At 48.2% G+C, this 21,815-nt stretch carries 27 protein-coding genes and 1 pseudogene; 14 read left to right on the top strand and 14 right to left on the bottom strand.

All coding sequences use genetic code 11. The annotated features are described in order from the left end of the window. Window positions 1–41 precede the first annotated feature (41 nt). The 14 genes and pseudogenes from H8S54_RS14005 to H8S54_RS13940 form a co-directional block, all read right to left on the bottom strand. The gene (locus tag H8S54_RS14005; protein WP_002596259.1) at window positions 42–233 is read right to left on the bottom strand and encodes a hypothetical protein; all 192 of its coding nucleotides are present in this window, start codon (window positions 231–233) and stop codon (window positions 42–44) included. Window positions 234–303: 70 nt separating this feature from the next. Beyond that, a complete protein-coding gene (locus H8S54_RS14000) occupies window positions 304–534 on the bottom strand; it encodes a YdbC family protein (protein ID WP_002596258.1) in 231 nt (76 codons plus the stop codon). Between the two features lie 45 nt (window positions 535–579). Next, window positions 580–1,434 (bottom strand): ParB/RepB/Spo0J family partition protein, encoded by an 855-nt coding sequence (locus tag H8S54_RS13995; RefSeq protein WP_002596257.1) that lies wholly within the window; start codon window positions 1,432–1,434, stop codon window positions 580–582. A gap of 8 nt (window positions 1,435–1,442) precedes the next feature. Further along, window positions 1,443–2,408, bottom strand: coding sequence for a MobV family relaxase (mobV, locus tag H8S54_RS13990; RefSeq protein ID WP_002596256.1), 966 nt, complete (start codon window positions 2,406–2,408; stop codon window positions 1,443–1,445). A gap of 6 nt (window positions 2,409–2,414) precedes the next feature. Continuing rightward, on the bottom strand, window positions 2,415–2,594 hold the full coding sequence (locus H8S54_RS13985) for a hypothetical protein (RefSeq protein ID WP_004613323.1): 180 nt from the start codon (window positions 2,592–2,594) through the stop codon (window positions 2,415–2,417). Between the two features lie 330 nt (window positions 2,595–2,924). Further along, complete coding sequence (locus tag H8S54_RS13980) at window positions 2,925–3,956, bottom strand: AAA family ATPase (protein WP_002596255.1); 1,032 nt, start codon at window positions 3,954–3,956, stop codon at window positions 2,925–2,927. Window positions 3,957–4,111: 155 nt separating this feature from the next. Further along, on the bottom strand, window positions 4,112–4,585 hold the full coding sequence (locus H8S54_RS13975; protein WP_002596254.1) for an RNA polymerase sigma factor: 474 nt from the start codon (window positions 4,583–4,585) through the stop codon (window positions 4,112–4,114). Between the two features lie 76 nt (window positions 4,586–4,661). Continuing rightward, window positions 4,662–5,093: an RNA polymerase sigma factor gene (locus H8S54_RS13970; RefSeq protein WP_002596253.1), complete on the bottom strand. Its 432-nt coding sequence runs from the start codon at window positions 5,091–5,093 to the stop codon at window positions 4,662–4,664. A 95-nt stretch (window positions 5,094–5,188) separates the two neighbouring features. After that, window positions 5,189–5,698, bottom strand: coding sequence for a sigma-70 family RNA polymerase sigma factor (locus H8S54_RS13965; RefSeq protein ID WP_002596252.1), 510 nt, complete (start codon window positions 5,696–5,698; stop codon window positions 5,189–5,191). A 490-nt stretch (window positions 5,699–6,188) separates the two neighbouring features. Beyond that, on the bottom strand, window positions 6,189–6,359 hold the full coding sequence (locus H8S54_RS13960; protein WP_224783670.1) for a cysteine-rich KTR domain-containing protein: 171 nt from the start codon (window positions 6,357–6,359) through the stop codon (window positions 6,189–6,191). 54 nt (window positions 6,360–6,413) lie between these two features. Next, the gene (tet(O), locus tag H8S54_RS13955; protein ID WP_002596250.1) at window positions 6,414–8,333 is read right to left on the bottom strand and encodes a tetracycline resistance ribosomal protection protein Tet(O); all 1,920 of its coding nucleotides are present in this window, start codon (window positions 8,331–8,333) and stop codon (window positions 6,414–6,416) included. Window positions 8,334–8,699: 366 nt separating this feature from the next. Then, on the bottom strand, window positions 8,700–9,074 hold the full coding sequence (locus H8S54_RS13950; RefSeq protein ID WP_001129922.1) for a TnpV protein: 375 nt from the start codon (window positions 9,072–9,074) through the stop codon (window positions 8,700–8,702). Then, window positions 9,055–9,822: pseudogene (locus H8S54_RS13945) on the bottom strand (DNA methylase); the annotation flags it as partial. The pseudogene H8S54_RS13945 and the gene H8S54_RS13950, both read right to left, overlap by 20 nt. 28 nt (window positions 9,823–9,850) lie before the next feature. Beyond that, the gene (locus H8S54_RS13940; protein WP_279288583.1) at window positions 9,851–11,338 is read right to left on the bottom strand and encodes a recombinase family protein; all 1,488 of its coding nucleotides are present in this window, start codon (window positions 11,336–11,338) and stop codon (window positions 9,851–9,853) included. Between the two features lie 255 nt (window positions 11,339–11,593). Here H8S54_RS13940 and H8S54_RS13935 point away from each other — a divergent pair, with 255 nt between their 5' ends. From H8S54_RS13935 to H8S54_RS13870, 14 genes are all read left to right on the top strand, one after another. Further along, entirely contained in the window at window positions 11,594–12,592 is a 999-nt protein-coding gene (locus H8S54_RS13935; RefSeq protein ID WP_186901677.1) for a DUF6017 domain-containing protein, read from the top strand. Window positions 12,593–12,623: 31 nt separating this feature from the next. Then, entirely contained in the window at window positions 12,624–12,845 is a 222-nt protein-coding gene (locus H8S54_RS13930; protein WP_002569164.1) for a DUF5348 domain-containing protein, read from the top strand. A gap of 41 nt (window positions 12,846–12,886) precedes the next feature. Then, window positions 12,887–13,363: a PcfB family protein gene (locus tag H8S54_RS13925; RefSeq protein ID WP_002569165.1), complete on the top strand. Its 477-nt coding sequence runs from the start codon at window positions 12,887–12,889 to the stop codon at window positions 13,361–13,363. Further along, window positions 13,360–15,168, top strand: a complete 1,809-nt coding sequence (locus H8S54_RS13920; protein ID WP_186901676.1) for a VirD4-like conjugal transfer protein, CD1115 family — start codon at window positions 13,360–13,362, stop codon at window positions 15,166–15,168. The genes H8S54_RS13925 and H8S54_RS13920 overlap by 4 nt, the downstream gene beginning before the upstream one ends. Beyond that, window positions 15,155–15,325, top strand: a complete 171-nt coding sequence (locus tag H8S54_RS13915; RefSeq protein WP_002569167.1) for a hypothetical protein — start codon at window positions 15,155–15,157, stop codon at window positions 15,323–15,325. The genes H8S54_RS13920 and H8S54_RS13915 overlap by 14 nt, the downstream gene beginning before the upstream one ends. A gap of 409 nt (window positions 15,326–15,734) precedes the next feature. Beyond that, on the top strand, window positions 15,735–15,875 hold the full coding sequence (locus tag H8S54_RS13910) for a Maff2 family mobile element protein (protein WP_002586628.1): 141 nt from the start codon (window positions 15,735–15,737) through the stop codon (window positions 15,873–15,875). Window positions 15,876–16,038: 163 nt separating this feature from the next. Next, entirely contained in the window at window positions 16,039–16,242 is a 204-nt protein-coding gene (locus tag H8S54_RS13905; RefSeq protein WP_243176830.1) for a hypothetical protein, read from the top strand. A 75-nt stretch (window positions 16,243–16,317) separates the two neighbouring features. Beyond that, window positions 16,318–16,806, top strand: coding sequence for a hypothetical protein (locus tag H8S54_RS13900; protein WP_002569239.1), 489 nt, complete (start codon window positions 16,318–16,320; stop codon window positions 16,804–16,806). 627 nt (window positions 16,807–17,433) lie between these two features. Next, window positions 17,434–17,829 (top strand): plasmid mobilization protein, encoded by a 396-nt coding sequence (locus H8S54_RS13895; protein ID WP_002594236.1) that lies wholly within the window; start codon window positions 17,434–17,436, stop codon window positions 17,827–17,829. Beyond that, window positions 17,801–19,426 carry a relaxase/mobilization nuclease domain-containing protein gene (locus H8S54_RS13890; RefSeq protein WP_002594235.1) on the top strand — a complete coding sequence of 542 codons (1,626 nt, stop codon included), beginning with the start codon at window positions 17,801–17,803 and terminating at the stop codon, window positions 19,424–19,426. The genes H8S54_RS13895 and H8S54_RS13890 overlap by 29 nt, the downstream gene beginning before the upstream one ends. Then, a complete protein-coding gene (locus H8S54_RS13885; protein WP_002594234.1) occupies window positions 19,416–19,802 on the top strand; it encodes a cysteine-rich VLP domain-containing protein in 387 nt (128 codons plus the stop codon). The genes H8S54_RS13890 and H8S54_RS13885 overlap by 11 nt, the downstream gene beginning before the upstream one ends. 130 nt (window positions 19,803–19,932) lie before the next feature. Further along, window positions 19,933–20,673 (top strand): replication initiator protein A, encoded by a 741-nt coding sequence (locus H8S54_RS13880; RefSeq protein WP_002594233.1) that lies wholly within the window; start codon window positions 19,933–19,935, stop codon window positions 20,671–20,673. Next, the gene (locus H8S54_RS13875) at window positions 20,670–21,524 is read left to right on the top strand and encodes an ATP-binding protein (RefSeq protein WP_002594232.1); all 855 of its coding nucleotides are present in this window, start codon (window positions 20,670–20,672) and stop codon (window positions 21,522–21,524) included. The genes H8S54_RS13880 and H8S54_RS13875 overlap by 4 nt, the downstream gene beginning before the upstream one ends. Beyond that, window positions 21,521–21,715, top strand: a complete 195-nt coding sequence (locus H8S54_RS13870) for a transposon-encoded TnpW family protein (protein WP_002594231.1) — start codon at window positions 21,521–21,523, stop codon at window positions 21,713–21,715. The genes H8S54_RS13875 and H8S54_RS13870 overlap by 4 nt, the downstream gene beginning before the upstream one ends. Window positions 21,716–21,815 lie beyond the last annotated feature (100 nt).

Genomic DNA, 21,815 nt, shown 5'->3' with positions numbered 1-21,815 from the left:
CATATCTGTCCTATCTGTTTTCATGTTCCATTGCGTACATTCTAAGCGGACAGCCCCTCATTGTCGAAGGTGTCGCCCTCGGCAATCTTCTTCCGAATATCCTCGGAAATAATCGGGATAAACGCTTCTGTGACTGTCTGCGTGCCGACATATTCACGGCTGATTATCATCTGAACTGGTGCTTTCGGCACGATACGCTTTCTCTTTTTATCTGCTTTCTTATCCTCGCCCATACTTAAATCTTCCTTTCCAGACAGGGCAGGAGAACGTCTGGAAACGCCCCGCCCTGTCAATCAGATACCATCAATCCCCGCTGTTTACTTCTTTCTGTAATGCTTCAAGGAGTGCTGCTGCTTCATCAGCGTTCAACGTGATACCCTTTCCGCACTTCTCACGGTTCGGGGAAAAGCTGCGGATGTCATATTTCGGCTCTCTTCCGTTCCATGAGATAAGATTGATTTCTTTTGTGTAGCCGCTGTCGCCCTTAGACAATACGGCGATTTCCTTTACAATCTCATACTGGATTTCTTTCATTCTTCATACCTCAATTTTCTGCATTTACCTCCCGAAAAGAGAAGATTAGCGGCTGTCCCTGCCCCGTTTCCTCTGCAATTCACGCTCCAAAAGTTTAATGATGGTTTCCTCCATCTGCTTCGGCGTTGTGTTCTTCGGAAAATACTTTTTCAGCTTGCTTGTGTTGATTTTCAAGGTTTCTTTCTGGTTTCCCTTTTCCTCCGTCATAATTGCAAATATCGTATCCATGTCAAGCCGCCCGCTCTGGCTTAGGCTTTTCATCCGCTGTGCCTGTGAGAGTGAGGGCGTTGCTTCTTCGCTCTCCATCGTGGCAAAGAGGTTTTCCTGCTCGTCTTTCTTCAAAAAGGACAGTTCCACCGCAGGCGTGAGGGCGATTTTCCCCTCGTCCACCATCCGCAAAATCGGCGGTATCAGTTCCGTCAAACGGATAAATCTTTGTACGGTCATCCTGCCTACGCCGAAGCCCTGTGCCACCTTGTCGTCCGTCCGCAACTTCGTCACAACTTGTGACGAGGTTAAGTCTGTGCGGAAACCCTGCCGCTTCATGGCTTCGGATTTCATCTTGTAGGCAAACGCCCGCTCTGATGGCAGGATATTCTCACGCTGTAAATTACTGTCTACAAGGGTGATGATGGCTCGGTCACGGTCTAAGGGCAGGACAAACGCAGGCACGGTATTTATCCCTGCAAGTTCAGACGCACGGACACGCCGCTGCCCTGCAATCACTTCATAGCCGTTCCCGTCCTCTTTCGGGCGTGTGATTATCGGCGTGACAATGCCAAATTCCTTGATGCTTTCCGCTAATTCTGACAGCGTTTCATCCTCTGCCACATGAAACGGATTGTCGGGAAACGGGTACAAGTCTTTGGTCTTTAACACCTTAAAATCCTGTTTCTTCATTCACATATCTACCTTTCTTTCGCTCTGCTTTTATGGTTTTTCTGCAATTCTTCCAACACTTCGGGCGGTATCTTTGAGAGCAGCCGCCCCATCTGCTCGTTGGTTCTCTGCAACTCAAATATCTTCTGGTTCGCTTTCTGCACCTTTAGTTCCTGCTCATACTTTTCATCACGCATACGCCCCGCATAGTCTGATTCCTGCCCGATTTGCTCCTTTAGGCTATTGATATAGGCACTCTGCTTACTGATTTCCTTTGAGAATTTCTCCACGTCTGGGAGCCATGCCGCAATCAGTTCCAGAGCCTTGTCACGCTTCTTCCCTGCATTAAAGGCGTTGATGTCGGACAGTGCAGACACAATTTCCTCATACTGTTTATCAAGCCTGCCGCCCAACTTATAGAGCCATGTGGGGACATGTTTCCGCTTCGTTTCCATTGAGGACTGACCTCTTTCAAGCTGATTCCACCGTGAGGACATCCGCTCATGGTAGGCGGTCTGCCATTCGGACAGGCTCTTTTGATTGCCTAAAATTGTTTTGGCAGACAGCTTATTGTCTGGTGTAATCGGCACAAAACAGAGGTGCATATGCGGCGTTCTCTCGTCCATGTGGACGACTGCGGAGAGGATATTTTTCTCCCCGACACGCTCTGAAATGAAATCCAGAGCCATCGTAAAATACGCTTTCTGTTCTTTGGGCGGCAGGCTGTTCATAAATTCTGGCGAAGCCGTGATAAGCGTTTCCACCATCATCACGCTATCTTTCCTCGTCCTGCACCCTGCTTCGGCTACCATGCGGTTAATCTCTTTCTTGTAGGTGTACCTCGGCGGATTCACAAGATGGTAGTTATCTTTCGAGCGTTCCATATCTATATCTGGATTGCTTTTATAGGCTTCTTTTTTACGCTCGTTGTGGCGTTCGCAAGCCGCAACGCCGCCCGCTTTGCGTTTCTGGAAACGCAGGATTGCATAGGGCATAATTCATCATCTTCCTTTCTTCGGCGGGTAAACTGCCCTTTGGGTGACAGCGGTGACGGCGGTGACAGCAGTTTTGGGATACCCCCTACCGACTGCCTCAACTGTCACCCTTATTCCCTGCATGACGGTCATGTCGATGATGACGGTGTTTTTGGAATACCCCCTCGCAAGAGCCGTCACCGTCATGCTGCCATTCTTTTATCCGAAGCGTGGAGCGTAGGATAAGCAGGGCGTAAGACCTGCCATAAGGGAGTCCAGAGGGAACGTCTGGCACACGACTTTGCAGGGCAAAGTGTAGTGTGTTACACCCTGTAAACGCAGTCGGAAAAATCGGAAGGATTTTTCTGACCGCAGGGGTGGTTTTACACGCCGAAAAGGGCGGGTAAATCCTACGCCTGCACTTTGCGTTTACGGGGTGTTCTCCCGCAGGGATGACAGCGGCAGGGTATCCTAAAATCACTGTCACCGCCGTCACCGCTGTCACCCGCAGGGCAGAGTCGCCAGCTTTACACGGCTTTAAGCGTCAATGACAGTAACAGGGGGTATCCCAATATCGCTGTCACCACCGTCACCGCTGTCACCCGCCCGCTTTGCAAGCGAAATCTGCCTGCCGTGTTTTTTGCGGCTGTACTGATAAACGATATGGTTCTCATTTAAAAATGTGGTGCGGTATTCATTGAGCCATTTCGTAATCACCGTGGGTATGGTTTCCGTTTCCCTCATAGCGGCTAACAGCTCCGTTGCCGTGCCTGCCCATTCTTCCTTATCCCTCATAAAATCCACCAACCGAAAAAGGACGTCTGGTATCGTTTCTTTCGCAAGCTGCTCCTGCGTTTTTCTCTCCACAAGTTCCCAACTGCAATCACGGAAACGCAGCGTGTATTCCTGATAGGGCGTGTCCCTGCCCGTCACATACAGCTTGGCGGTGTCGGATGCCCGTTTCTCCTTTTCCAGAACAAAGGTAGCGTCCGCACTCCCCGTTAAGCCTGTCGTCCCAGACACCTTGTTGAACACATCGCTGTCATTCTGCTTTCGGATGTGGTGTACGACAATGACCGCCAATGAATGCCTGTCGGCAAAGTCTTTGATTAGTGAGATGTCCCCATAGTCGCTTGCGTAGGCATTGTCTTTTGAAGCTGTACGGACTTTCTGCAAAGTGTCAATGACAATAAGCCTGCTGTTTGGGTAATCTTTCAGATAATCTTCAAGCTGCACGATAAGACCGTCTGACAGCTTGCAGCTTGCCACGGCAAAGTGAAGCCGCCTGCTCGCTTCGTTCGTCAATCGGAACAGCCTGTCCTGTATACGGCAGAACGTGTCCTCAAGGCAGAGGTAAAGCACGTCGCCCTCCATTGTCGGCATATCCCACAAGGGAAGTCCCTGCGACACGCATAAACATAGCTTCAGCATGAGCCAGCTCTTTCCTATCTTCTGTGAGCCGCAGAACAGCGACAAGCCTGTGGGGATAAGGCTGTCCACCACAAAGGACGGCTTCTCAAGCGGTTCATAAAGGAGCGTTTCGGCGTTGACTGTCTGTAACTTCTGCATGGCTTTCCTCCTTTCGGGCGGTGTTTTTGTTTTCGTTGCACATAGGCGTTGACCTCCTTAAAAATAGATTTACTCCCACGAAGAAAAAGTGAGAGTATGTAATGCCGCCAATCCCACACAAATAAAAAACAGATTTCTTTTTCGGGCGGTGTCGGTCACGGTTGGAGATACTTCCTCATTTCCGCCTTTACTTTCTCCTTTGCAATCGCAACAGATTTCTGTATTGCCGAAGCGGTGCAATGCTCCATAGCGGCGATTTGGTAAAAATTGAACTCATACTCGTAGTAGAGCAGGAAACGCCGCCTTTGTATCTCTGGCAGTCCGTCAACCGCCTTACAGAGCAGTTCTGCCCGTTCTGCCTCAATCATTTGTTCCTCTATGCTCTTAGGCAGCTTCAACGCCCGCCTGTTCAGCGTTTCGTCCCATACTTCCGAAAACTCCCTGTGCCGCTCGTCCCATTGGAGGAGATTCCTGTTCCTGCGTTCCATCTGCCGAAACTCCATAAAGAACTGTTCCGACACTTCCAACTCGTGGGATTTGCCCTGCCCGTCCTTAAAGCTGATAAAATACCTTGTGCCGCTTTCCGTGGATTCCTCCCGAAGCGTGTACGCCTTAACTCTGTATGCCATCCCGCTTGCCTCCTGCAAAAAATAAGTGAGGGGATTTCCATCCCTCACCCAGTAGCCCGCAGGACGGCAGGCTGTTTTAGACGCTATAAAATTTTCGTAGCTTCTTCCGCAGATGGTCTAACCTCGCATAGATGGCACCAGTCGTCAAATGCACGAGCGGGGCAATCTCCTTTGTGGAATACCCCTGCATTTTCAGCAGGACGATTTTCAAGGTACGCCCGTCCACCGCGACTAATACTTGATAGAGATTTTCGCTCTCAATCTCGTCCAGTAACTCCGCAACCGTACCCACTTCCGTCTGCCGCTCCCTGTCTGCCATGTCCTCAAGGTATTCCGCAATGTCATTCGTCCATCGGTAAAACCGCCTGTTGGAATTGAAGTCTGCCCTGTCCGCAATGCGTATCTGCTCAATGGTCGCTTCATCAACGCCGCACTCACGCAGCAGCTTTTCCTCCGCTTCTTTCCAGATACGCCATTTCCTGTCCTCCCGTCCGTGGTTATATGCCATGCTTCTTTTCCTCCAATCAGAATTGATTGAGAGGGCAGAGAAAAACCCCCTCATTTTCCCAAAGGAAAAAACAAGGGGGCTGAACGCCTTAAATTTTAATTTTCTATTATCTTTCTTAGTTTTCTTAGGATTCTGGCTTTGCGTTTGTTCACAACGCTCTGGGTTATGCCGAACCTCGCCCCGACTTCACGCTCAGAAAGTCCGTCAAAAAAGATTGCCTGTATCAATTCCTGTTCACTATCCGACAGCAAAGGCAGGGCGGCTTTCAGCCTGTCCACCATAACCGCATTGACAACGGTTTCCGCAATGTCTGCCGCTTCATCAGCGATAAAGTCTAAAGGCTTCCCCTCGCTGTCCGTAAATCCATCCAGAGAAAGCAGGCTGTTCTTCGTATCTAATTTTTTCAGATAACGCCACCGTTCCTTATCTCGGTAGAAGTCCGTGTATTGCTCCCTCACGACTTCAAGCAGACAGCCTTGAATGGGGATAAACAGCTTGTCCATATAGGTCTGGTCGGATTCCCTGCGGCGGCAGAAATCCGTATAGGACAGTTCCACATATCTGCCGCTTTCCTTGATATATACCTTTCTCGGTGCGTATTTCACTGTAAGTACCTCCCATCTGAATTTTTGAAATGTTCAAAATCCAGATGGAGAGGTGGCGAACGACACCTAACACCACTAATAGCCCTATGGCACTTTCCAACAAAAATCGACAAAAGAAAAACCGCAAAGGCTCTATGACCTTTACGGTTATGGGAAATATTAATTCTGTTGTATGGAGATTGTACTTCTACATTCAAGGCAGGAAGTGCCGTTGCATAGGCAGAAATTTTTTTAACTGGTTTCCTGCCGTTCTCTGATATGCTATGTATTGATAAATTTTGCTTCGTATGAGCAGATAGATAACTGCCCGAAAAAAGGACATAAAAAAATCCCTCCAAATTTAAAAACAAATTCAGAGGGTAATTTAGGGTATAACAAAATAACCCACCCGAATATCGTTTTTTTTATTTGGTGAGTTTGTTCTTTCAAATACGAAACAAAAAGAGCCGATGATTCGTGAATTGTTCCACAATTTCATCGGCTCTGCGTCTTAAGCGTCTGGCTCTTTGATGACAGTTATCTTCAAGTTGTCAACTTTAATCAATCTTTCTTGTCTGCATTTTGGACAATAAAGGGGATAATTCTCCAAAACAGTGTCCTTCCTAATTTTATTACGGGTTTTGTTCCCACAAACAGGACACAATATCCATTCGCATTTCATCATAATTAGTCTCTAATCCTTTCAAATCTCATTTTATATGACTTTTGCAAGCTGTTAAGCTAACTTGTGGAACATATGCCGAACCTTATCTATACGGCTATTCGGGCGGCGGGGTTGGCAAATAAATTTACCAATAGCTGGCTGGTATCCTTTTAACTCTGTCAAGCAGACTCCCTGCCCATTTGTGAAATAAGTTAAATCGTTCCTGTATTCTTGAATACATCTAGCAGGGATTTCTCCTTTCAGAATGACCTCGTCATTCTTTATCTGAGTACTTACAATATCTGCACAATACCTTGGAGCATCATGATACGCCCGTGAGAGATATTCCTGCGGTGCATAAATTTCAAAGTGGAGATATGGCTCTAATAGTTCTGTCCCTGCTTTTTTTAAAGCCTGCTCCAATACGATAGGGGAAAGCAGCCGAAAGTCTGCGGGGGTACTTACAGGACTATAATACAATCCATATTCAAAACAGATTTTACAGTCTGTCACTTTCCATCCATACAGCCCCTGCTCGCAGCCATAAAGAACCCCCTCCATAACCGCATTTTGGAACGATTGATTTAAATATCCAAGTGAAACTCTGCTTTCATACTGCACTCCGCTTCCAATAGGGAGCGGCTCTATGGACAACCCGACAGAAGCCCAGAAAGGATTTGGCGGGACTTCTATGTGGATGGTATATTCTGCTTTTCTAAGCGGTCTTTCCATATATATAACAGTAGGCTCTTTTATTTCTGCCTCCACATGATATTTTTCCTCAAGGATGGCACAAATGACTTCCATCTGCACTTTCCCCAAAAAAGAAAGTATAATCTCATGCGTTGTAGTATCCACATAATATTTTAAAAGAGGGTCGCCATCTGAAATTTCTGTAAGTGCCCCAAGCAATATTTCCCGCTGTTCAGATTTCTTTACTGCAATCGTTGTTTGGAGCATAGGGAGAGGATTTTCAATAAATTTTCTCTGCGGCAACAGTATTCCGTTCCCCAAAATACTGTTTAGCTGCAAAACATCATTTGGTAAAATTACAATATCACCAGAGCAGGCTGTATCGGATGAATATAATTCACCGTTTGTCGGAACACACATCTCTGTGATTTTTATTTTCTCTTTTTCAGATATTCTAATAACATCCCTCAAATGCAATGTTCCGCTATATATACGCACATAAACAAAACGCCGCCTTTTCTCTGAATATTCAATCTTAAAAACCTGCCCGCATAGTTCAGATTGACCTTCAGGCGTTGATGAATAAAATTTACTGGCAATCACTTCTATAAGCTGCCGAATCCCCAGATTGTTTTTAGCGCTTCCGTGATAAACGGGAAATAACGTTCCGTTTTGGAATCTCCTGTTTTCTTCCTGTTCCAGTTCTGACATTTTAAACGGTTTCCCTGACATATATTTCTCTAATAGTTCATCGTTTCCCATAATTACCGCATCCCACTGTTCCATATCGTCATTGTCCGTTACATTTATATGGGGATGCTGCCCAACCTTTTGCTTCACTATAATTTCCGAAGAAAGCTTTGCTTTCATTTCTCGATATACCATTGGCAAATCAATCCCCTCTTGGTCAATTTTATTGATGAAAAAAATTGTCGGAATCTTCATTGTCTGTAGTGCATGAAACAGTATACGGGTCTGTGCCTGTATGCCATCCTTTGCAGAAACTAATAATACTGCTCCGTCTAATACGGATAAAGAACGGTATACTTCCGCCAAAAAATCCATATGGCCTGGCGTATCTATAATGTTGACTTTTACATCCTCCCACTGAAAAGATGTCACTGCTGTCTGGATAGTGATTCCCCTTTGACGCTCCAAATTCATTGTATCTGTCCTTGTTGTGCCTTCATCTACGCTCCCTAGTTCTGCAATTGCACCACTGGTATACAATAAACTTTCCGTTAATGTTGTCTTTCCTGCGTCAACGTGAGCCAGAATGCCTAAGTTAATTATTTTCATGTGATTTTCCTCCTATCAACACCCAAAAAAGGGCATAAAAATACCCAGTGATAAATACTCCTATCACTGGGTAAATAACTCCAATAGCCCCAAAACACTTATATGTTTTCGGGCATATAAAATTACATGATAAAAGTATTCTTAAACTGGGTACAAAAAACTAAGCCCCATATTAAAAGTGAAACGAGACTGCTACTTTTTGTTCCCACTATCAAATTGACAGTTTATTTAAGAATACCTTGCCGCATATTTATTAACTCCTTGTATAATACTGAATCTAATTATATTCCTTAACCCTTTATTTGTCAAGCTGACAAACTAAAGCAGAAAAAGCGGCAGGATTTCCCCCTGCCACTAATCATCTGTTTATGCAAAAATAATTTCCTTTTCCACAATCTCCCTCGCACAAGCCCTTATGTTATTGAGGCATCCTGTCCATTCTAAGGCGTTTTCTGCCTTTAGCTGTTCCGTTATGCCCTGTGCCTGTTTCATACCCTCTATGAGCCTTTCAAAGCGTTCCTGTGCCTGTCTGTTGATGTCGGCAAGGTAGGCGTTTAGCCTGCCGCTTGTAAGAAGATTGGTGTATGTAACTTTACGGTACTGTTTTAGATAATCTAAATGCCGTTGCCCCCAGATGCCTATTGCCTGTTCTTCTTCGGCGGGTACAGTTAAGCACGGTATCAAATAATCCCCTTGCCTTTCGTATTTGCCGCCCAGTTCCTCAAATAATGATTTTGCCATTGTCTGTTACCTCCACATTCTTTTTTATTTTGAATGTCCGCAAAATCCGTCCTACATCAGACGGCTTCCATGGACAGTCAAGGTGATGCAGCGCAATGAGCCTGTCTTGCACGTTGGTACCAGCACCGAGTTTCGGTGTAGAACCCATGAGGATTCTCACCTGTCCGGCCCGCACCTTTGCAAACAGTTCCGCTTTCTTTGCCTCCGTGTTATATTCATGGATAAAAGCAATCTCTTCTTTCGGGATTCCTCTGGCAACCAGTTTGTTCCGGACATCATCATATACGTTGAAAGTCCCATCCCCTTTTGGAGTAGACAAATCACAAAAGATCAGCTGGGTTGTCCGGTCTGTCTTTCCCTCATCCCATACCTGGAAAGCATTTTCCACACAGGTATTAACCTTGCTTTTTTCGGCATCCGGGAGAAGTTCGTTCAAAAGCCTTTGGTCTAACGCACACTTCCTTCCATCATTGGTGATCTTGAGCATATTATCTTCTGTCGGATTCACAAGACCGCCTCTTACACTTTCGGCACGTTCTGAAAAAGCACTGACCATTTCCTGCTGTTCTTCACTTGGCTTCAAGACTTCATTGATAAACTCTGCTTCCGGTACGGGAAGGTTCAGCATATCCGAAGTCTGAATATCTGCAGCTTCCTTAAAAATGGAGATCAGCTCCGGAAGATTAAAAAAACGAGCAAACCGTGTTTTTGCACGATAGCCCGTTCCTTCCGGTGATAATTCAATGGCTCTTGAATTATAGGTACATTATGGAAATTTAATTGATTTCTCCAACGAACTTGTAGAAAATCCTGATATTCTGGACTTTCTCTCCGTCGATGGTCTGAGGTTCAGATACCTCAATCTTTTCGATAAGACGATTTACTATGGCTGTGGTCAGCTCTTTGATCTCTGCACATTCCACCATTTCATTGGCAAGCTGTTCCGCTTTGCAGGTGCTGTCCTTCAGATTGTCAGCCGTAGTTTTCAGTTTTTCAATTTCTTCGGTTGTTTCTTTCTTTTCCTGTTCAAAATGAGTGGACAACATCCGGAACTGCTGTTCTGACACAAGCTGCTTTGTAAAATCCTCATACAGCTTGATGAACTGTCTGTCCGATTCGAGGAGCTTTTTCTCCAGTTTCTCCAGCTTTTTCTGGATATTTTCCCGGTTATTCGCCGCTGTCGTATCCATCTGCCCCAATACCTTCCGCATGAATTTCTCCCTGTTTTTTATGACCCTTTTTGCATGGGTCTGGATGTCCGCAAGTACAAGTTCCTCCAGATCGTCCGCATTGATGCGGTGCTGGCTGCAGAACCCGGTTCCCCTCACACGGTAAATGCGGCACTGGTAAAAAGTCCGTTCAATGACTGGCTTCTCCTTATTCCTGCCATCGGTATGCACCATCAGGGTACTTCCGCAGTCGGCACATTTTAAAATGCCCCGGAACTTATTCTCATACCCGGAAGTACAGGGCTTGACTTTCGTATGACGGTCAAGGATTTCCTGCACCGTATCCCATGTGTGTTCATCAACAAGTGCATCATGGTCACTGGGAATAATGGTACGCTCACTCATGGGGATATACCCCCTTGTTTCCTGCTTGAAATGCTTCTTATCATATTTCTGCACCCAGAAATAGCCTTTGTAAAGCGGGTTTCGTAAAATCCGGATGATGGTCTCCTGTTTCCAGTTATAGGCATCATCTTCTTTTACCAGAAACTTTCCGAAGTATTCCGGCTTATAATATGCCGGCTTTGGGATTTTCTGTTCATAAAGGATTTTCCCGATTTTATTGTTTCCCATTCCCTGAAGTGCAAGCTGGAAAATATAACGGACGGTTGGTGCGGTTTCCTCATCGGCAATCAGGTGGTTTTTGTCCTCCGGGTCTTTCTGATACCCGAATGGTGCGTGTGTTCCCATGAATTTTCCCTGGCTTGCCCGGATGTATTTACCTGACTTCACCTTTTTGGAAACATCCCTTGAATAAAACTCATTAAGAATGTTCTTAAACGGGGTAATATCCATCTCCCCGCTGTTTGCAGAATCCACACCGTCATTGACGGCGATATACCGTACCTGATGTTTTGGGAAAAATACCTCGATATAAGCGCCACTCTCCAGATAGTTCCTACCTAGCCTTGAAAGATCTTTCGTGATCACACAGGTAACTTTTCCTGCTTCAATGTCCGCTATCATCTGCTGAAAGGACGGACGGTTGAAAGCTGACGTTAGATAACGATACTTTTGAAAACACTGGAAAATCAAGGTTTTTCGAGCGACGGACAAGCAGGGTATTGTACTAAAAACTGAATACGACGCAGAAGCGGCGTTTCTTTCTCTCTACATGGGAGAACAGGAACGCCGCTTTTTTCATGCCCTTTGTTACGCAGTAGGGGCAGAAAAAGCCTTGCTACAAGCGGTTTTCCGGGCGCGTATCTGGCGCGGAAAGGGATTTATACCTTATCCCCCGAAACCGCGCTTCTACTGCGTAACAAATCCAAAGCAAAGGAGCTATGAACTATGGCAGTTTTCAGAGTGGAACGGAACAAGGGCTACACCGTAATGAGCAACCACCACCTACGCAACAAGGAGCTATCCCTAAAAGCAAAAGGGCTGTTGTCGCAAATGCTGTCACTCCCCGAAGATTGGGACTACACCTTGAAAGGCTTATCCCTTATCAACCGGGAGAAGATAGACGCTATCCGCGAAGCCATTAAGGAGCTTGAACGCGCCGGGTATATCGTCCGGTCAAGGGAGCGCGACGAGAAAGGACGCTTGCGGGGCGCGGACTATGTGATATTCGAGCAGCCGCAGCCGCCTACGCCGGATTTACCTACATTGGAAAATCCAACATTGGATAATCCAACGCAGGAAAAACCAACATTGGAAAAACCTACGTTGGAAAAACCTACGTTGGAAAATCCAACGCAATTAAATAAAGATATACAAAGAACTGATTTACCAAAAAAAGAAAAAATAATTACTGATGAACAAAGTACCCATTCCATTCCTATCCTTTCCCCTAACCCCTCTCCTTGCAGAGAAGCGGCTACGCCGCCGGAACGGAAAGGAACGGAAGCGGCAGCACAGAGCGCAGTTGATATATACCGGGAAATCATCAAGGACAATATCGACTACCACATTCTCAAACAGGACATGAAGTTTGACAGTGACAGGCTTGACGAGATTGTAGACCTCATGCTTGAAACCGTATGCACCGCCAGAAAGCGGGTGCGGATTGCGGGGGACGACTACCCGGCAGAGCTTGTGAAGTCAAAGTTTATGAAACTGAACGGCGAACATATCCGCTTTGTGCTTGACTGTATGCGGGAGAACACAACCAAAATCCGCAACATCAAGCAATATCTGAAAGCCGCCCTTTTCAATGCCCCGTCCACTATCGGCAATTATTACACTTCCCTTGTCGCCCATGACATGGCAAGCGGCGCACTGTCACCGAAAAAGCCGCAGTACGGCGACCCGGACTATTATTCATGCAACGAGGGCGAAAGCCTGTAACCACCCACAACCACAAAAGGAGGATTTTATTATGGCACAGAAAATGACAGGAGCATTGGTATTTGACGAGCGCACCGACCGTTACGACATCCGCTTTGACTTAAACAGCTACTATGGCGGGCTGCATTGTGGAGAATGTTTTGACGTATTCGTGCGGGGCAAGTGGAAGCCGACCCGGATTGAGTACGGCGACAACTGGTATCTTGTGGGTATCAGAGCCGAGGACTTGAACGGGCTGCGGGTGCGTATCTGACCGCCGCCCCATAAAGAAACGCGAAAGGAGGACGCGACAAATTGCAGGACGAAGTAAACGAAAAGACCATAGCCCTTTACATCAAGACCGGGAAGCTGACCGCCCAGACGCTCCAAAAGGCAATGAAAGCCATACTGTCAAAGGGCAAAAAGCAGCTTGCAAAACCGCCACAGGGCAAGCAGAGCTTAAAGCAGCTTATGAAGCAGAACGCGGGCGTTTCCAACATTGAGATTACCGAGGGCAATATCAAAGCCTTTGAGAGTACGGCGAAAAAGTACGGTATCGACTTTGCGCTGAAAAAGGACGCGACGGAAAGCCCGCCCCGCTATCTGGTTTTCTTCAAGGGGCGGGACGCGGACGTGCTGACCGCAGCCTTTAAGGAATTTTCCGCAAAAAAGCTGACACAGGAGAAAAAGCCCTCAATCCGAAAGCTGCTCTCTACCCTCAAAGAAGCTGCACAGGGCAAGAACGCGGAACGGGCAAAGGTCAAGAACAAAGACAGGGAGGTATCGCTATGAAGCCGGAAATCAAGAAGCTGCTTATCTTAAATCTCCCGTATCTGCTCTTTGTCTGGCTCTTTGATAAAGCGGGCGCGGCTGTCCGGCTCTCCCCCGGTGCGGACGCAAGCGCAAAGCTGCTACATCTTGGGGACGGTTTTACAGCCGCCTTTTCCAGTATCGCGCCGAGCTTCCACCCGGCAGACTTACTTATCGGCATTGCGGGGGCGGTCATTGTCCGGCTGATTATCTATACCAAAGGCAAGAACGCGAAGAAATACCGCCGCGGGACAGAATACGGTTCGGCGCGTTGGGGCGGGGCTGACGACATAAAGCCGTACACAGACCCGGTATTTGAGAATAATATCCCCTTAACGCAGACGGAACGGCTTACCATGAACAGCCGCCCGAAGCAGCCGAAATACGCAAGAAACAAAAATATCCTTGTAATCGGCGGTTCCGGCAGCGGCAAGACCCGGTTCTTTGTGAAACCGTCGCTCATGCAATGTACGTCAAAGGATTTTCCAACGTCGTATATCGTCACTGACCCGAAAGGAACACTGATTTTGGAAACCGGGAAAATGTTGCAGCGGTACAAATACCGTATCAAAGTGCTAAATACGATTAACTTCAAAAAATCCATGAAATACAATCCCTTTGCCTATCTGCGGAGCGAAAAGGACATTTTGAAATTAGTCAATACCATTATCGCCAACACCAAAGGCGACGGGGAAAAATCCGGCGAGGATTTCTGGGTGAAAGCGGAAAAGCTCTACTACACCGCGCTAATCGGCTACATCTGGTATGAAGCCCCGGAGGACGAGAAGAACTTCACGACGCTGCTTGAGATGATAAATGCGTCGGAAGCCCGCGAGGACGACGAGGATTTCCAGAACCCGGTTGACCTCATGTTTGAACGTCTGGAAGAAAAAGACCCGGAACATTTTGCAGTCAAGCAGTACAAAAAATACAAACTTGCGGCGGGCAAGACCGCAAAAAGCATACTTATCTCATGCGGCGCGAGGTTAGCCCCATTCGACATTAAGGAGCTGCGGGAGCTTATGGAAACCGACGAAATGGAGCTTGACACCATAGGCGACAGAAAGACCGCCCTTTTCGTGATTATCAGCGACACCGACGACACCTTTAACTTTGTCGTGAGTATTCTCTACACACAGCTATTCAACCTCTTGTGCGACAAGGCAGATGATGAATACGGCGGGCGGCTTCCCGTCCATGTACGGTGCTTGCTTGATGAATTTGCGAATATCGGACAGATACCGAAGTTTGAAAAGCTAATCGCAACCATACGGAGCCGGGAAATCTCCGCGTCAATCATCTTGCAGAGCCAGTCACAGCTAAAAGCCATTTACAAAGACAACGCCGATACCATAGTCGGCAACTGCGACACCACGCTTTTCTTGGGCGGCAAGGAGAAAACCACCCTTAAAGAAATATCGGAAATTTTAGGAAAAGAAACGATAGACAGCTTTAACACGTCCGAAACAAGGGGGCGGGAGCTTTCGCATGGGCTGAACTATCAGAAATTGGGAAAGCAGCTTATGACGGAAGATGAAATTGCAGTCATGGACGGAGGGAAATGTATCTTGCAGCTACGCGGGGTGCGCCCGTTCTTTTCGGACAAATTCGACATAACGAAGCACCCGAAATACAAGTACCTGTCCGACGCAGACCCGAAGAACGCCTTTGACATGGAAAAGCACCTAAGACGCCGCCCCGCCATTGTCAAACCCGACGAGGTTTTTGACTATTACGAGATTGACGCGGCAGACTTACAGGAGGACGCAGACCATGAGGAAACGTAGCGCAGAGGAAAAACAAAAGCAGCTTGAACGGTTTTTAATGAATGTTGCGGAAGCCGCCGACGCTGCATTATGGGAGTATTGGCGGGAAAAAGAAGCGGAACACCGCCGTTTTGCAACGGAGTATGTCACGCGCCGGGGGCTTATCCCGCAACAGTGATAGCATGGCAGACCGCCGGGGGACAGGGGAAGCTACACTTCCCCTACGCTGCCTTGCGGCAGCTACCCCTTTGTGAACTTGCGGGAAGCGAACACCTTGCTATGCAAGCTATTCACTTCCCGCAAGTCTGAATAATACCCGTCCGGCAGCACAGCGGGACACCGAAAGGAGGAATGGAAGCAATCACATATATCAATATCGGCTACATGATACGCGCCCCTACTTTCCGGCGCAGTACACAGCGGCAGGAGCCGCACCCCTTACAACTGAATACCGCCGCGCCGCAGAACTTACGCAGCGCGGGGACAGCCGCCTTTACCAGAGGGCGGTTTTTTTGTGCGGCGGCATACGCTGACCGCCTTTTGTCCGCTTGCCGGACAGCCGCAGACGCGGCAGAAAGGATATATTTATGGCATTTTTCAATAGCGCAGTAGACGTTTTGCAGACCCTTGTTGTAGCACTTGGAGCCGGGCTTGGTATCTGGGGCGTGATTAACCTCATGGAAGGCTACGGCAACGACAATCCGGGCGCGAATGCTCATGTGCGGTAAAGTAATAAAAAGATTTAGGTAGCCGCCTTAACTATTCCTAAATAAGATAATATGCACAGTATTTTCTCGTAAATAGAAAATAAATTATTGCATTTTACCAATTATTATGTTAAAATGACAATGTAACAAAGAGCTATGTATTTTTAAGGAAAGGGAGGAACTTATGAATTTAAGAAAATCTATTTTAGCACTTTCAGTAGTAGCTGGAATTGTAGCTGCTCCAATGACTGTATTTGCCGCTCATACTCATAGTTGGGGTTCTCCCCAGTACTATGGATATGAAGATGAAATGCCTGGTATATATGATGACTGGGATAAATGTGCGACACGTCATGTATATAATTACAAACTTATAATCAAAAAATAGAAAGCATTGAGAATATTTCAAAATTTCTTGAAAGTACTCTCAGTGCTTTCTTTGATAATATGAAAGGAGAAATAAATGCAAAAAAAACAACTTTCTGTATTAGTACTAATTATTTTATGCTTTTTATTAGGATGTAACAGAGAAACACCAAAAGATGAATCTCAACAAAATTATGAAGATGAATCTAATATTTCTAAAACAAATGGAGAAGAACTTGTAAATATAAACAGTGAATTGTTAGGTTCGACTCCTTTTGATATCCAAATCGATAAAACAGCATTGCAGACTAGAAAAGAAACAGAAACAGAAGTTACAATAAAGACAAATTTAACAGACTGGGGTTATACTGTTTCTTCTGAAAAAGGGAAAATATCTGATATAAATAAAAATTCATTCATATATATAGCACCTAAAGATGAGAGGGATGATACTATAAAAATACAATTATCGGACTATGAAAATGGCATATCATATGAATATACAATTCCACTTATTTTTGCGGGAAACAATGAACATTCTTTAGATAAATTCAAGGAAAATCTTTCAAGATTACCTAATAGTTAGTAAAGAGTCGATAGACTAAAGTACCACCATCCTCTTTTATTTCAACTGAATATCCATCCCGCCGCACCGCAGCGGCACATGAAGCAGTAAATCCGAAAAAGATTTGCTGCTTTTTTTGCGTCCATTTTTGGCAAATTTCCAAAAGTTCCGTATTAGACAGTGAAACCAAAAAAGGCTGCCATTTTTTTCAGACAGCGGGCAAAACGCAGCTTCCGAAACGCCTTATTGTCGGGAAAGACCGAGCCGCCGGAAAAGTTCTTGCCGGAAAGTCCGTCCATTCTGCTCTTTTGTGGTTTGTAGGGAGTAAGGGAAAAACGCCAGCCCGCAGCCTTTTATAAAAAAAGCTGGTTATAGATTTTCTGAAAAAGTGGCAGTAGCAAGTGAACGGCAGGCCGGCAGTTTCTTAGAGCAAGATTCTACCGAGGTGCCAAAATTCGCTTATCGCTCATTTTGCCCCTGCGGGAATCTTGTTGGGGAGTGCCTTCCCCAAACCCTGCTTATGCGGCTTGCGCCGCTGAAAAACCCCTCAAAATATTTTTCGGATTTTTCAAAAACAGTTCCGCTTCACACCCTGTTTTTCTCCTATTAGTGAGAGGACACCACGCACAGAAAGGAGGTCAACCACCTATGAAACGATACAACACGCCGCACCGCAGCCGGGTAGTCAAAACACGCATGACCGAGGAAGAATACGCCGAGTTTGCCCAGCGGCTTTCTGCTTACCACATGAGCCAAGCCGAGTTTATCCGGCAAGCCATAACCGGGGCAGCCATACGCCCCATCATAACCGTTTCCCCCATCAATGACGAGCTGCTTGCCGCTGTCGGGAAGCTGACCGCCGAATACGGGAGGATCGGCGGCAACTTAAACCAGATAGCCCGGACGCTGAACGAGTGGCACAGTCCCTATCCGCAGCTTGCCGGGGAGGTACGGGCGGCGGTTTCCGACCTTGCTGCCCTAAAGTTTGAAGTCTTGCAGAAAGTGGGTGACGCTGTTGGCAACATTCAAACATATCAGCTCTAAAAACGCCGACTATGGCGCAGCGGAAGCCTATCTCACATTTGAGCATGACGAGTTTACCATGAAAGCCACCCTTGATGAAAACGGGCGGCTGATACCGAGGGAGGATTACCGCATTTCTTCCCTCAACTGCGGGGGCGAGGATTTCGCTGTTGCCTGTATGCGAGCCAATCTCCGCTATGAGAAAAACCAAAAACGGGAAGATGTGAAAAGCCACCACTATATCATCAGCTTTGACCCACGGGACGGGACAGACAACGGCTTGACCGTAGACCGGGCGCAGGAGCTGGGCGAGCAGTTCTGCAAGGAGCATTTCCCCGGACACCAAGCCCTAATCTGCACCCACCCGGACGGGCATAACCACAGCGGGAATATCCATGTGCATATCGTCATCAACTCCCTGCGGATTTACGAAGTCCCGCTTCTGCCCTACATGGACAGACCAGCCGACACGCTGGAGGGCTGCAAGCACCGCTGCACCAACGCCGCTATGGAATATTTCAAGAGCGAAGTCATGGAAATGTGCCACCGGGAGGGGCTTTACCAAATCGACCTCTTGAACGGCAGCAAGGAACGGATAACCGAACGGGAATACTGGGCGGCAAAGAAAGGGCAGCTTGCCCTTGACAAAGAGAACGCCGCCAGAGAAGCCGCCGGACAGCCGACCAAGCCCACCAAGTTTGAAACGGACAAGGCGAAGCTGCGCCGGACGATACGGCAGGCACTTTCCCAAGCTGGCAGCTTTGACGAGTTTTCTTCCCTTTTGCTGCGGGAGGGTGTGACCGTCAAGGAGAGCCGGGGGCGGCTTTCCTACCTCACGCCGGACAGGACAAAGCCTATCACAGCCCGAAAGCTGGGGGACGATTTTGACAAGGCTGCTGTCCTTGCCCTGCTCACGCAGAACGCCCACAGAGCTGCCGAACAGACCAAAGCCATACCCGAATACCCTGCCGCAGTTAAAAAGCCGTTACAAGGGGAAAAAGCTGCAAAAACCACCCCGGCAGACAACACCTTGCAGCGCATGGTTGACCGGGAAGCCAAGCGAGCCGAGGGCAAGGGCGTGGGCTATGACCGCTGGGCGGCAAAGCACAACCTAAAGCAAATGGCAGCTACCGTTACCGCCTATCAGCAGTACGGCTTTTCCTCCCCGGAGGAACTGGACGAAGCCTGTTCTGCCGCCTATGCCGCCATGCAGGAAAGCCTTGCGTGGTTGAAGCAGGTGGAAAAGACGCTGAACGGGAAAAAGGAGCTGCAACGGCAGGTGCTTGCCTATTCCAAGACCCGCCCTGTCCGGGACGGGCTGAAACAGCAGAAAAACGCCAAAGCAAAAGCAGCCTACCGTCAGAAGCATGAAAGTGACTTTATCATAGCAGACGCAGCCGCCCGCTATTTCAGGGAGAACGGCATTTCCAAGCTGCCGAGCTATAAATCCCTGCAAGCAGAGATTGAAAGCCTTATCAAAGAGAAAAACAGCGGCTACAACGATTACCGGGCAAAACGGGAGGAGTACCGCCGCTTGCAGACTGTCAAGGGCAATATCGACCAGATTTTACGCCGGAGCGAGCCGCAGCGCAGAAAGGAGCAGAGCCATGAACGGTAATATCCCCCGCATGGACTACCGCCAGTACCGGGCAGCCCGCCGCCTTGTGCATGAGTGCTGCAACTATGACAGCGGGAACTGCCTGCTGTTGGAGGACGGCGAGCCTTGCGTGTGTGTACAGAGTATCAGCTATTCGCTGCTCTGCCGCTGGTTTACCGCCGCTGTCCTGCCCCTTGATGAAGCACTGGAAGCCGCCCTCTTGCGCCGGGGAAGCCGGAAACGCTGCGCTGTCTGCGGGGCGTTCTTCTTCCCAAAATCCAACCGGGGGAAATACTGCCCGGACTGCGCCGGACGCATGAAGCGGATAAACGCCGCCAAACGGAAGCGGAAACAAAGGGAGAAATGTCACGCTTTAGGGCATTTCAAACCCGCATAAATCAAGGCTTTTTTGGAGGGTGTCAAAGGGTGCGTGATACATTTATCCTTTTCCCTTAAAAACGCCCCCTAAAAGCGTAACAGAACCCACAGACAGACACCACAAGGAGGTGAACCCTATCGCTGATTATATGACCGCAGGAACGGAGCTGCCCGCTTACCTGCCTTACCCCCGTTTCCTGCTGGAAACAGACCTATCCCACACCGCAAGAGAGTTATATGCGCTGCTGTTAGACCGTTCCACCCTTTCGCAGAAGAACGGCTGGCAGGACAGCGAGGGACGGACATACATTGTCTACCCCATAGCAGAGATAGCGGAAATGCTGGATAAAGGCTGCACCACCATAAAGGGCGCACTGAACGAACTGGACGCTGCCGGGCTGCTGGAACGCAGACGGACGGGCTTTTCTGCCGCCAACCGTCTGTATGTGAAAGTGCCGCCTATCCCAGTGGTACAGTTTTCCGACCAACTGACGGACGGAAAACCGCCCCTCATAAGGGCGGGAAACCGACCAACTGACAGCCGGAAAACTGACCTTATGACGGTCGGAAAACCGTCCCCTAACCAAACTAATATAAACAACCTAATAGAGAGCCAAACAAAAGGAGCGAGTGAGGGGCAGCCCCCCGCCGCTTATGGCAGATATAAAAATGTATTTCTTTCTGACACAGAACTTTTGGAGCTGGAACAGGACTTCCCCGGCAAGTGGGAGTATTACCTTGACCGCCTTTCCTGCCACATCGCTTCCACCGGGAAGCAGTACCAGAGCCATGCAGCCACCATTTACAAGTGGGCGCAGGAGGACGCTGCCAAAGAGAAGCCAAAGAAAGGCATACCGGACTATTCATTCAAGGAGGGAGAAAGCCTATGACCGATACAATCCACAACACCATACTGCCTATGACCGACACCACAGCCGAGCCGGAGGATTACACCGGGGAGGACGGGCTTTTATACTGCGGCAAATGCCGGAAACCCAAAGAAGCCTATTTCCCGGAGGGCAAGACCTTTTTCGGGCGTGACCGCCACCCGTCAGAGTGCGACTGCCAGCGGGCAGCCCGTAAGGAACGGGAAGCCGCCGAGAAGCGGCGCAGCCACCTTGAAACGGTGGAACGGCTGAAACGGCAGGGCTTTACAGACAAGACCATGCAGGACTGGACATTTGCCAACGATAACGGCAGCTGCCCGCAGATGAAGAACGCCGCCGGATATGTGGCACGCTGGGAACAGATAAAGGACGGGAACTACGGGCTGCTCTTGTGGGGCAGGGTAGGCACTGGGAAAAGCTATTTTGCCGGGTGTATTGCAAACGCCCTCATGGAGCAGGAAGTCCCGGTGTGCATGACAAACTTTGCAGCAATATTAAACGACCTTGCCGCCAGCTTTGCGGGCAGGAACGAATATATTTCCCGCCTTTGCAGCTTCCCCCTGCTCATCATTGACGATTTTGGAATGGAGCGTGGCACAGAATACGGTCTGGAACAGGTCTACAATGTGATTGACAGCCGCTACCGGAGCAGGAAGCCGCTGATTGTGACGACCAACCTCACGCTGGAGGAATTGCAGCACCCGGAGGACACCGCCCACGCCCGGATTTATGACCGCCTGCTTGAAATGTGTTCCCCTCTCTGCTTTACCGGGGAGAATTTGAGGAAAGCCGCCGCACAGGGAAAAATGGAACAGCTGAAACGGCTGCTTGCCGGAAAGGAGATTTGCCTATGACCGACACCCAGAGAAACAAACGCCCTGCCCGCCGCCCGGACTGCGTGACCGAAACGAGGATAGGCAACACAATCCTTGTGGTGTCTGGCTTTTTCAAGGAGGGGGCGACCGACACCGCCGCTGACAAGATGATGAAAGTGCTGGAAGCAGAAGCCGCCGCCGGATATTTGACCTGTGATAAGCCTGATTGAAAAACCGTCATTTTTACCGACCGTAAAGAAGCAGATTTGACGCTTTTGCCGCTATACAGACAGCCGCCCCATGTGGTACAATCAAGGTACGGAATAGTGG

The organism is Blautia segnis (genome assembly GCF_014287535.1).
GTDB lineage: Bacteria > Bacillota > Clostridia > Lachnospirales > Lachnospiraceae > Blautia_A > Blautia_A acetigignens.
The sequence above is the reverse complement of the archived record's forward strand: the minus strand, read 5'-3'. Positions and strand labels throughout refer to the sequence as shown.

Bases quoted from the DNA above. Each gene is read 5' to 3' on its own strand.
- H8S54_RS14005 (WP_002596259.1), bottom strand. From the start codon at position 233: ATGGGCGAGGATAAGAAAGCAGATAAAAAGAGAAAGCGTATCGTGCCG.
- H8S54_RS14000 (WP_002596258.1), bottom strand. From the start codon at position 534: ATGAAAGAAATCCAGTATGAGATTGTAAAGGAAATCGCCGTATTGTCT.
- H8S54_RS13995 (WP_002596257.1), bottom strand. From the start codon at position 1,434: ATGAAGAAACAGGATTTTAAGGTGTTAAAGACCAAAGACTTGTACCCG.
- mobV (WP_002596256.1), bottom strand. From the start codon at position 2,408: ATGCCCTATGCAATCCTGCGTTTCCAGAAACGCAAAGCGGGCGGCGTT.
- H8S54_RS13985 (WP_004613323.1), bottom strand. From the start codon at position 2,594: ATGACGGTGACGGCTCTTGCGAGGGGGTATTCCAAAAACACCGTCATC.
- H8S54_RS13980 (WP_002596255.1), bottom strand. From the start codon at position 3,956: ATGCAGAAGTTACAGACAGTCAACGCCGAAACGCTCCTTTATGAACCG.
- H8S54_RS13975 (WP_002596254.1), bottom strand. From the start codon at position 4,585: ATGGCATACAGAGTTAAGGCGTACACGCTTCGGGAGGAATCCACGGAA.
- H8S54_RS13970 (WP_002596253.1), bottom strand. From the start codon at position 5,093: ATGGCATATAACCACGGACGGGAGGACAGGAAATGGCGTATCTGGAAA.
- H8S54_RS13960 (WP_224783670.1), bottom strand. From the start codon at position 6,359: ATGAAATGCGAATGGATATTGTGTCCTGTTTGTGGGAACAAAACCCGT.
- H8S54_RS13950 (WP_001129922.1), bottom strand. From the start codon at position 9,074: ATGGCAAAATCATTATTTGAGGAACTGGGCGGCAAATACGAAAGGCAA.
- H8S54_RS13935 (WP_186901677.1), top strand. From the start codon at position 11,594: ATGGCAGTTTTCAGAGTGGAACGGAACAAGGGCTACACCGTAATGAGC.
- H8S54_RS13930 (WP_002569164.1), top strand. From the start codon at position 12,624: ATGGCACAGAAAATGACAGGAGCATTGGTATTTGACGAGCGCACCGAC.
- H8S54_RS13920 (WP_186901676.1), top strand. From the start codon at position 13,360: ATGAAGCCGGAAATCAAGAAGCTGCTTATCTTAAATCTCCCGTATCTG.
- H8S54_RS13915 (WP_002569167.1), top strand. From the start codon at position 15,155: ATGAGGAAACGTAGCGCAGAGGAAAAACAAAAGCAGCTTGAACGGTTT.
- H8S54_RS13910 (WP_002586628.1), top strand. From the start codon at position 15,735: ATGGCATTTTTCAATAGCGCAGTAGACGTTTTGCAGACCCTTGTTGTA.
- H8S54_RS13905 (WP_243176830.1), top strand. From the start codon at position 16,039: ATGAATTTAAGAAAATCTATTTTAGCACTTTCAGTAGTAGCTGGAATT.
- H8S54_RS13900 (WP_002569239.1), top strand. From the start codon at position 16,318: ATGCAAAAAAAACAACTTTCTGTATTAGTACTAATTATTTTATGCTTT.
- H8S54_RS13895 (WP_002594236.1), top strand. From the start codon at position 17,434: ATGAAACGATACAACACGCCGCACCGCAGCCGGGTAGTCAAAACACGC.
- H8S54_RS13885 (WP_002594234.1), top strand. From the start codon at position 19,416: ATGAACGGTAATATCCCCCGCATGGACTACCGCCAGTACCGGGCAGCC.
- H8S54_RS13880 (WP_002594233.1), top strand. From the start codon at position 19,933: ATGACCGCAGGAACGGAGCTGCCCGCTTACCTGCCTTACCCCCGTTTC.
- H8S54_RS13875 (WP_002594232.1), top strand. From the start codon at position 20,670: ATGACCGATACAATCCACAACACCATACTGCCTATGACCGACACCACA.
- H8S54_RS13870 (WP_002594231.1), top strand. From the start codon at position 21,521: ATGACCGACACCCAGAGAAACAAACGCCCTGCCCGCCGCCCGGACTGC.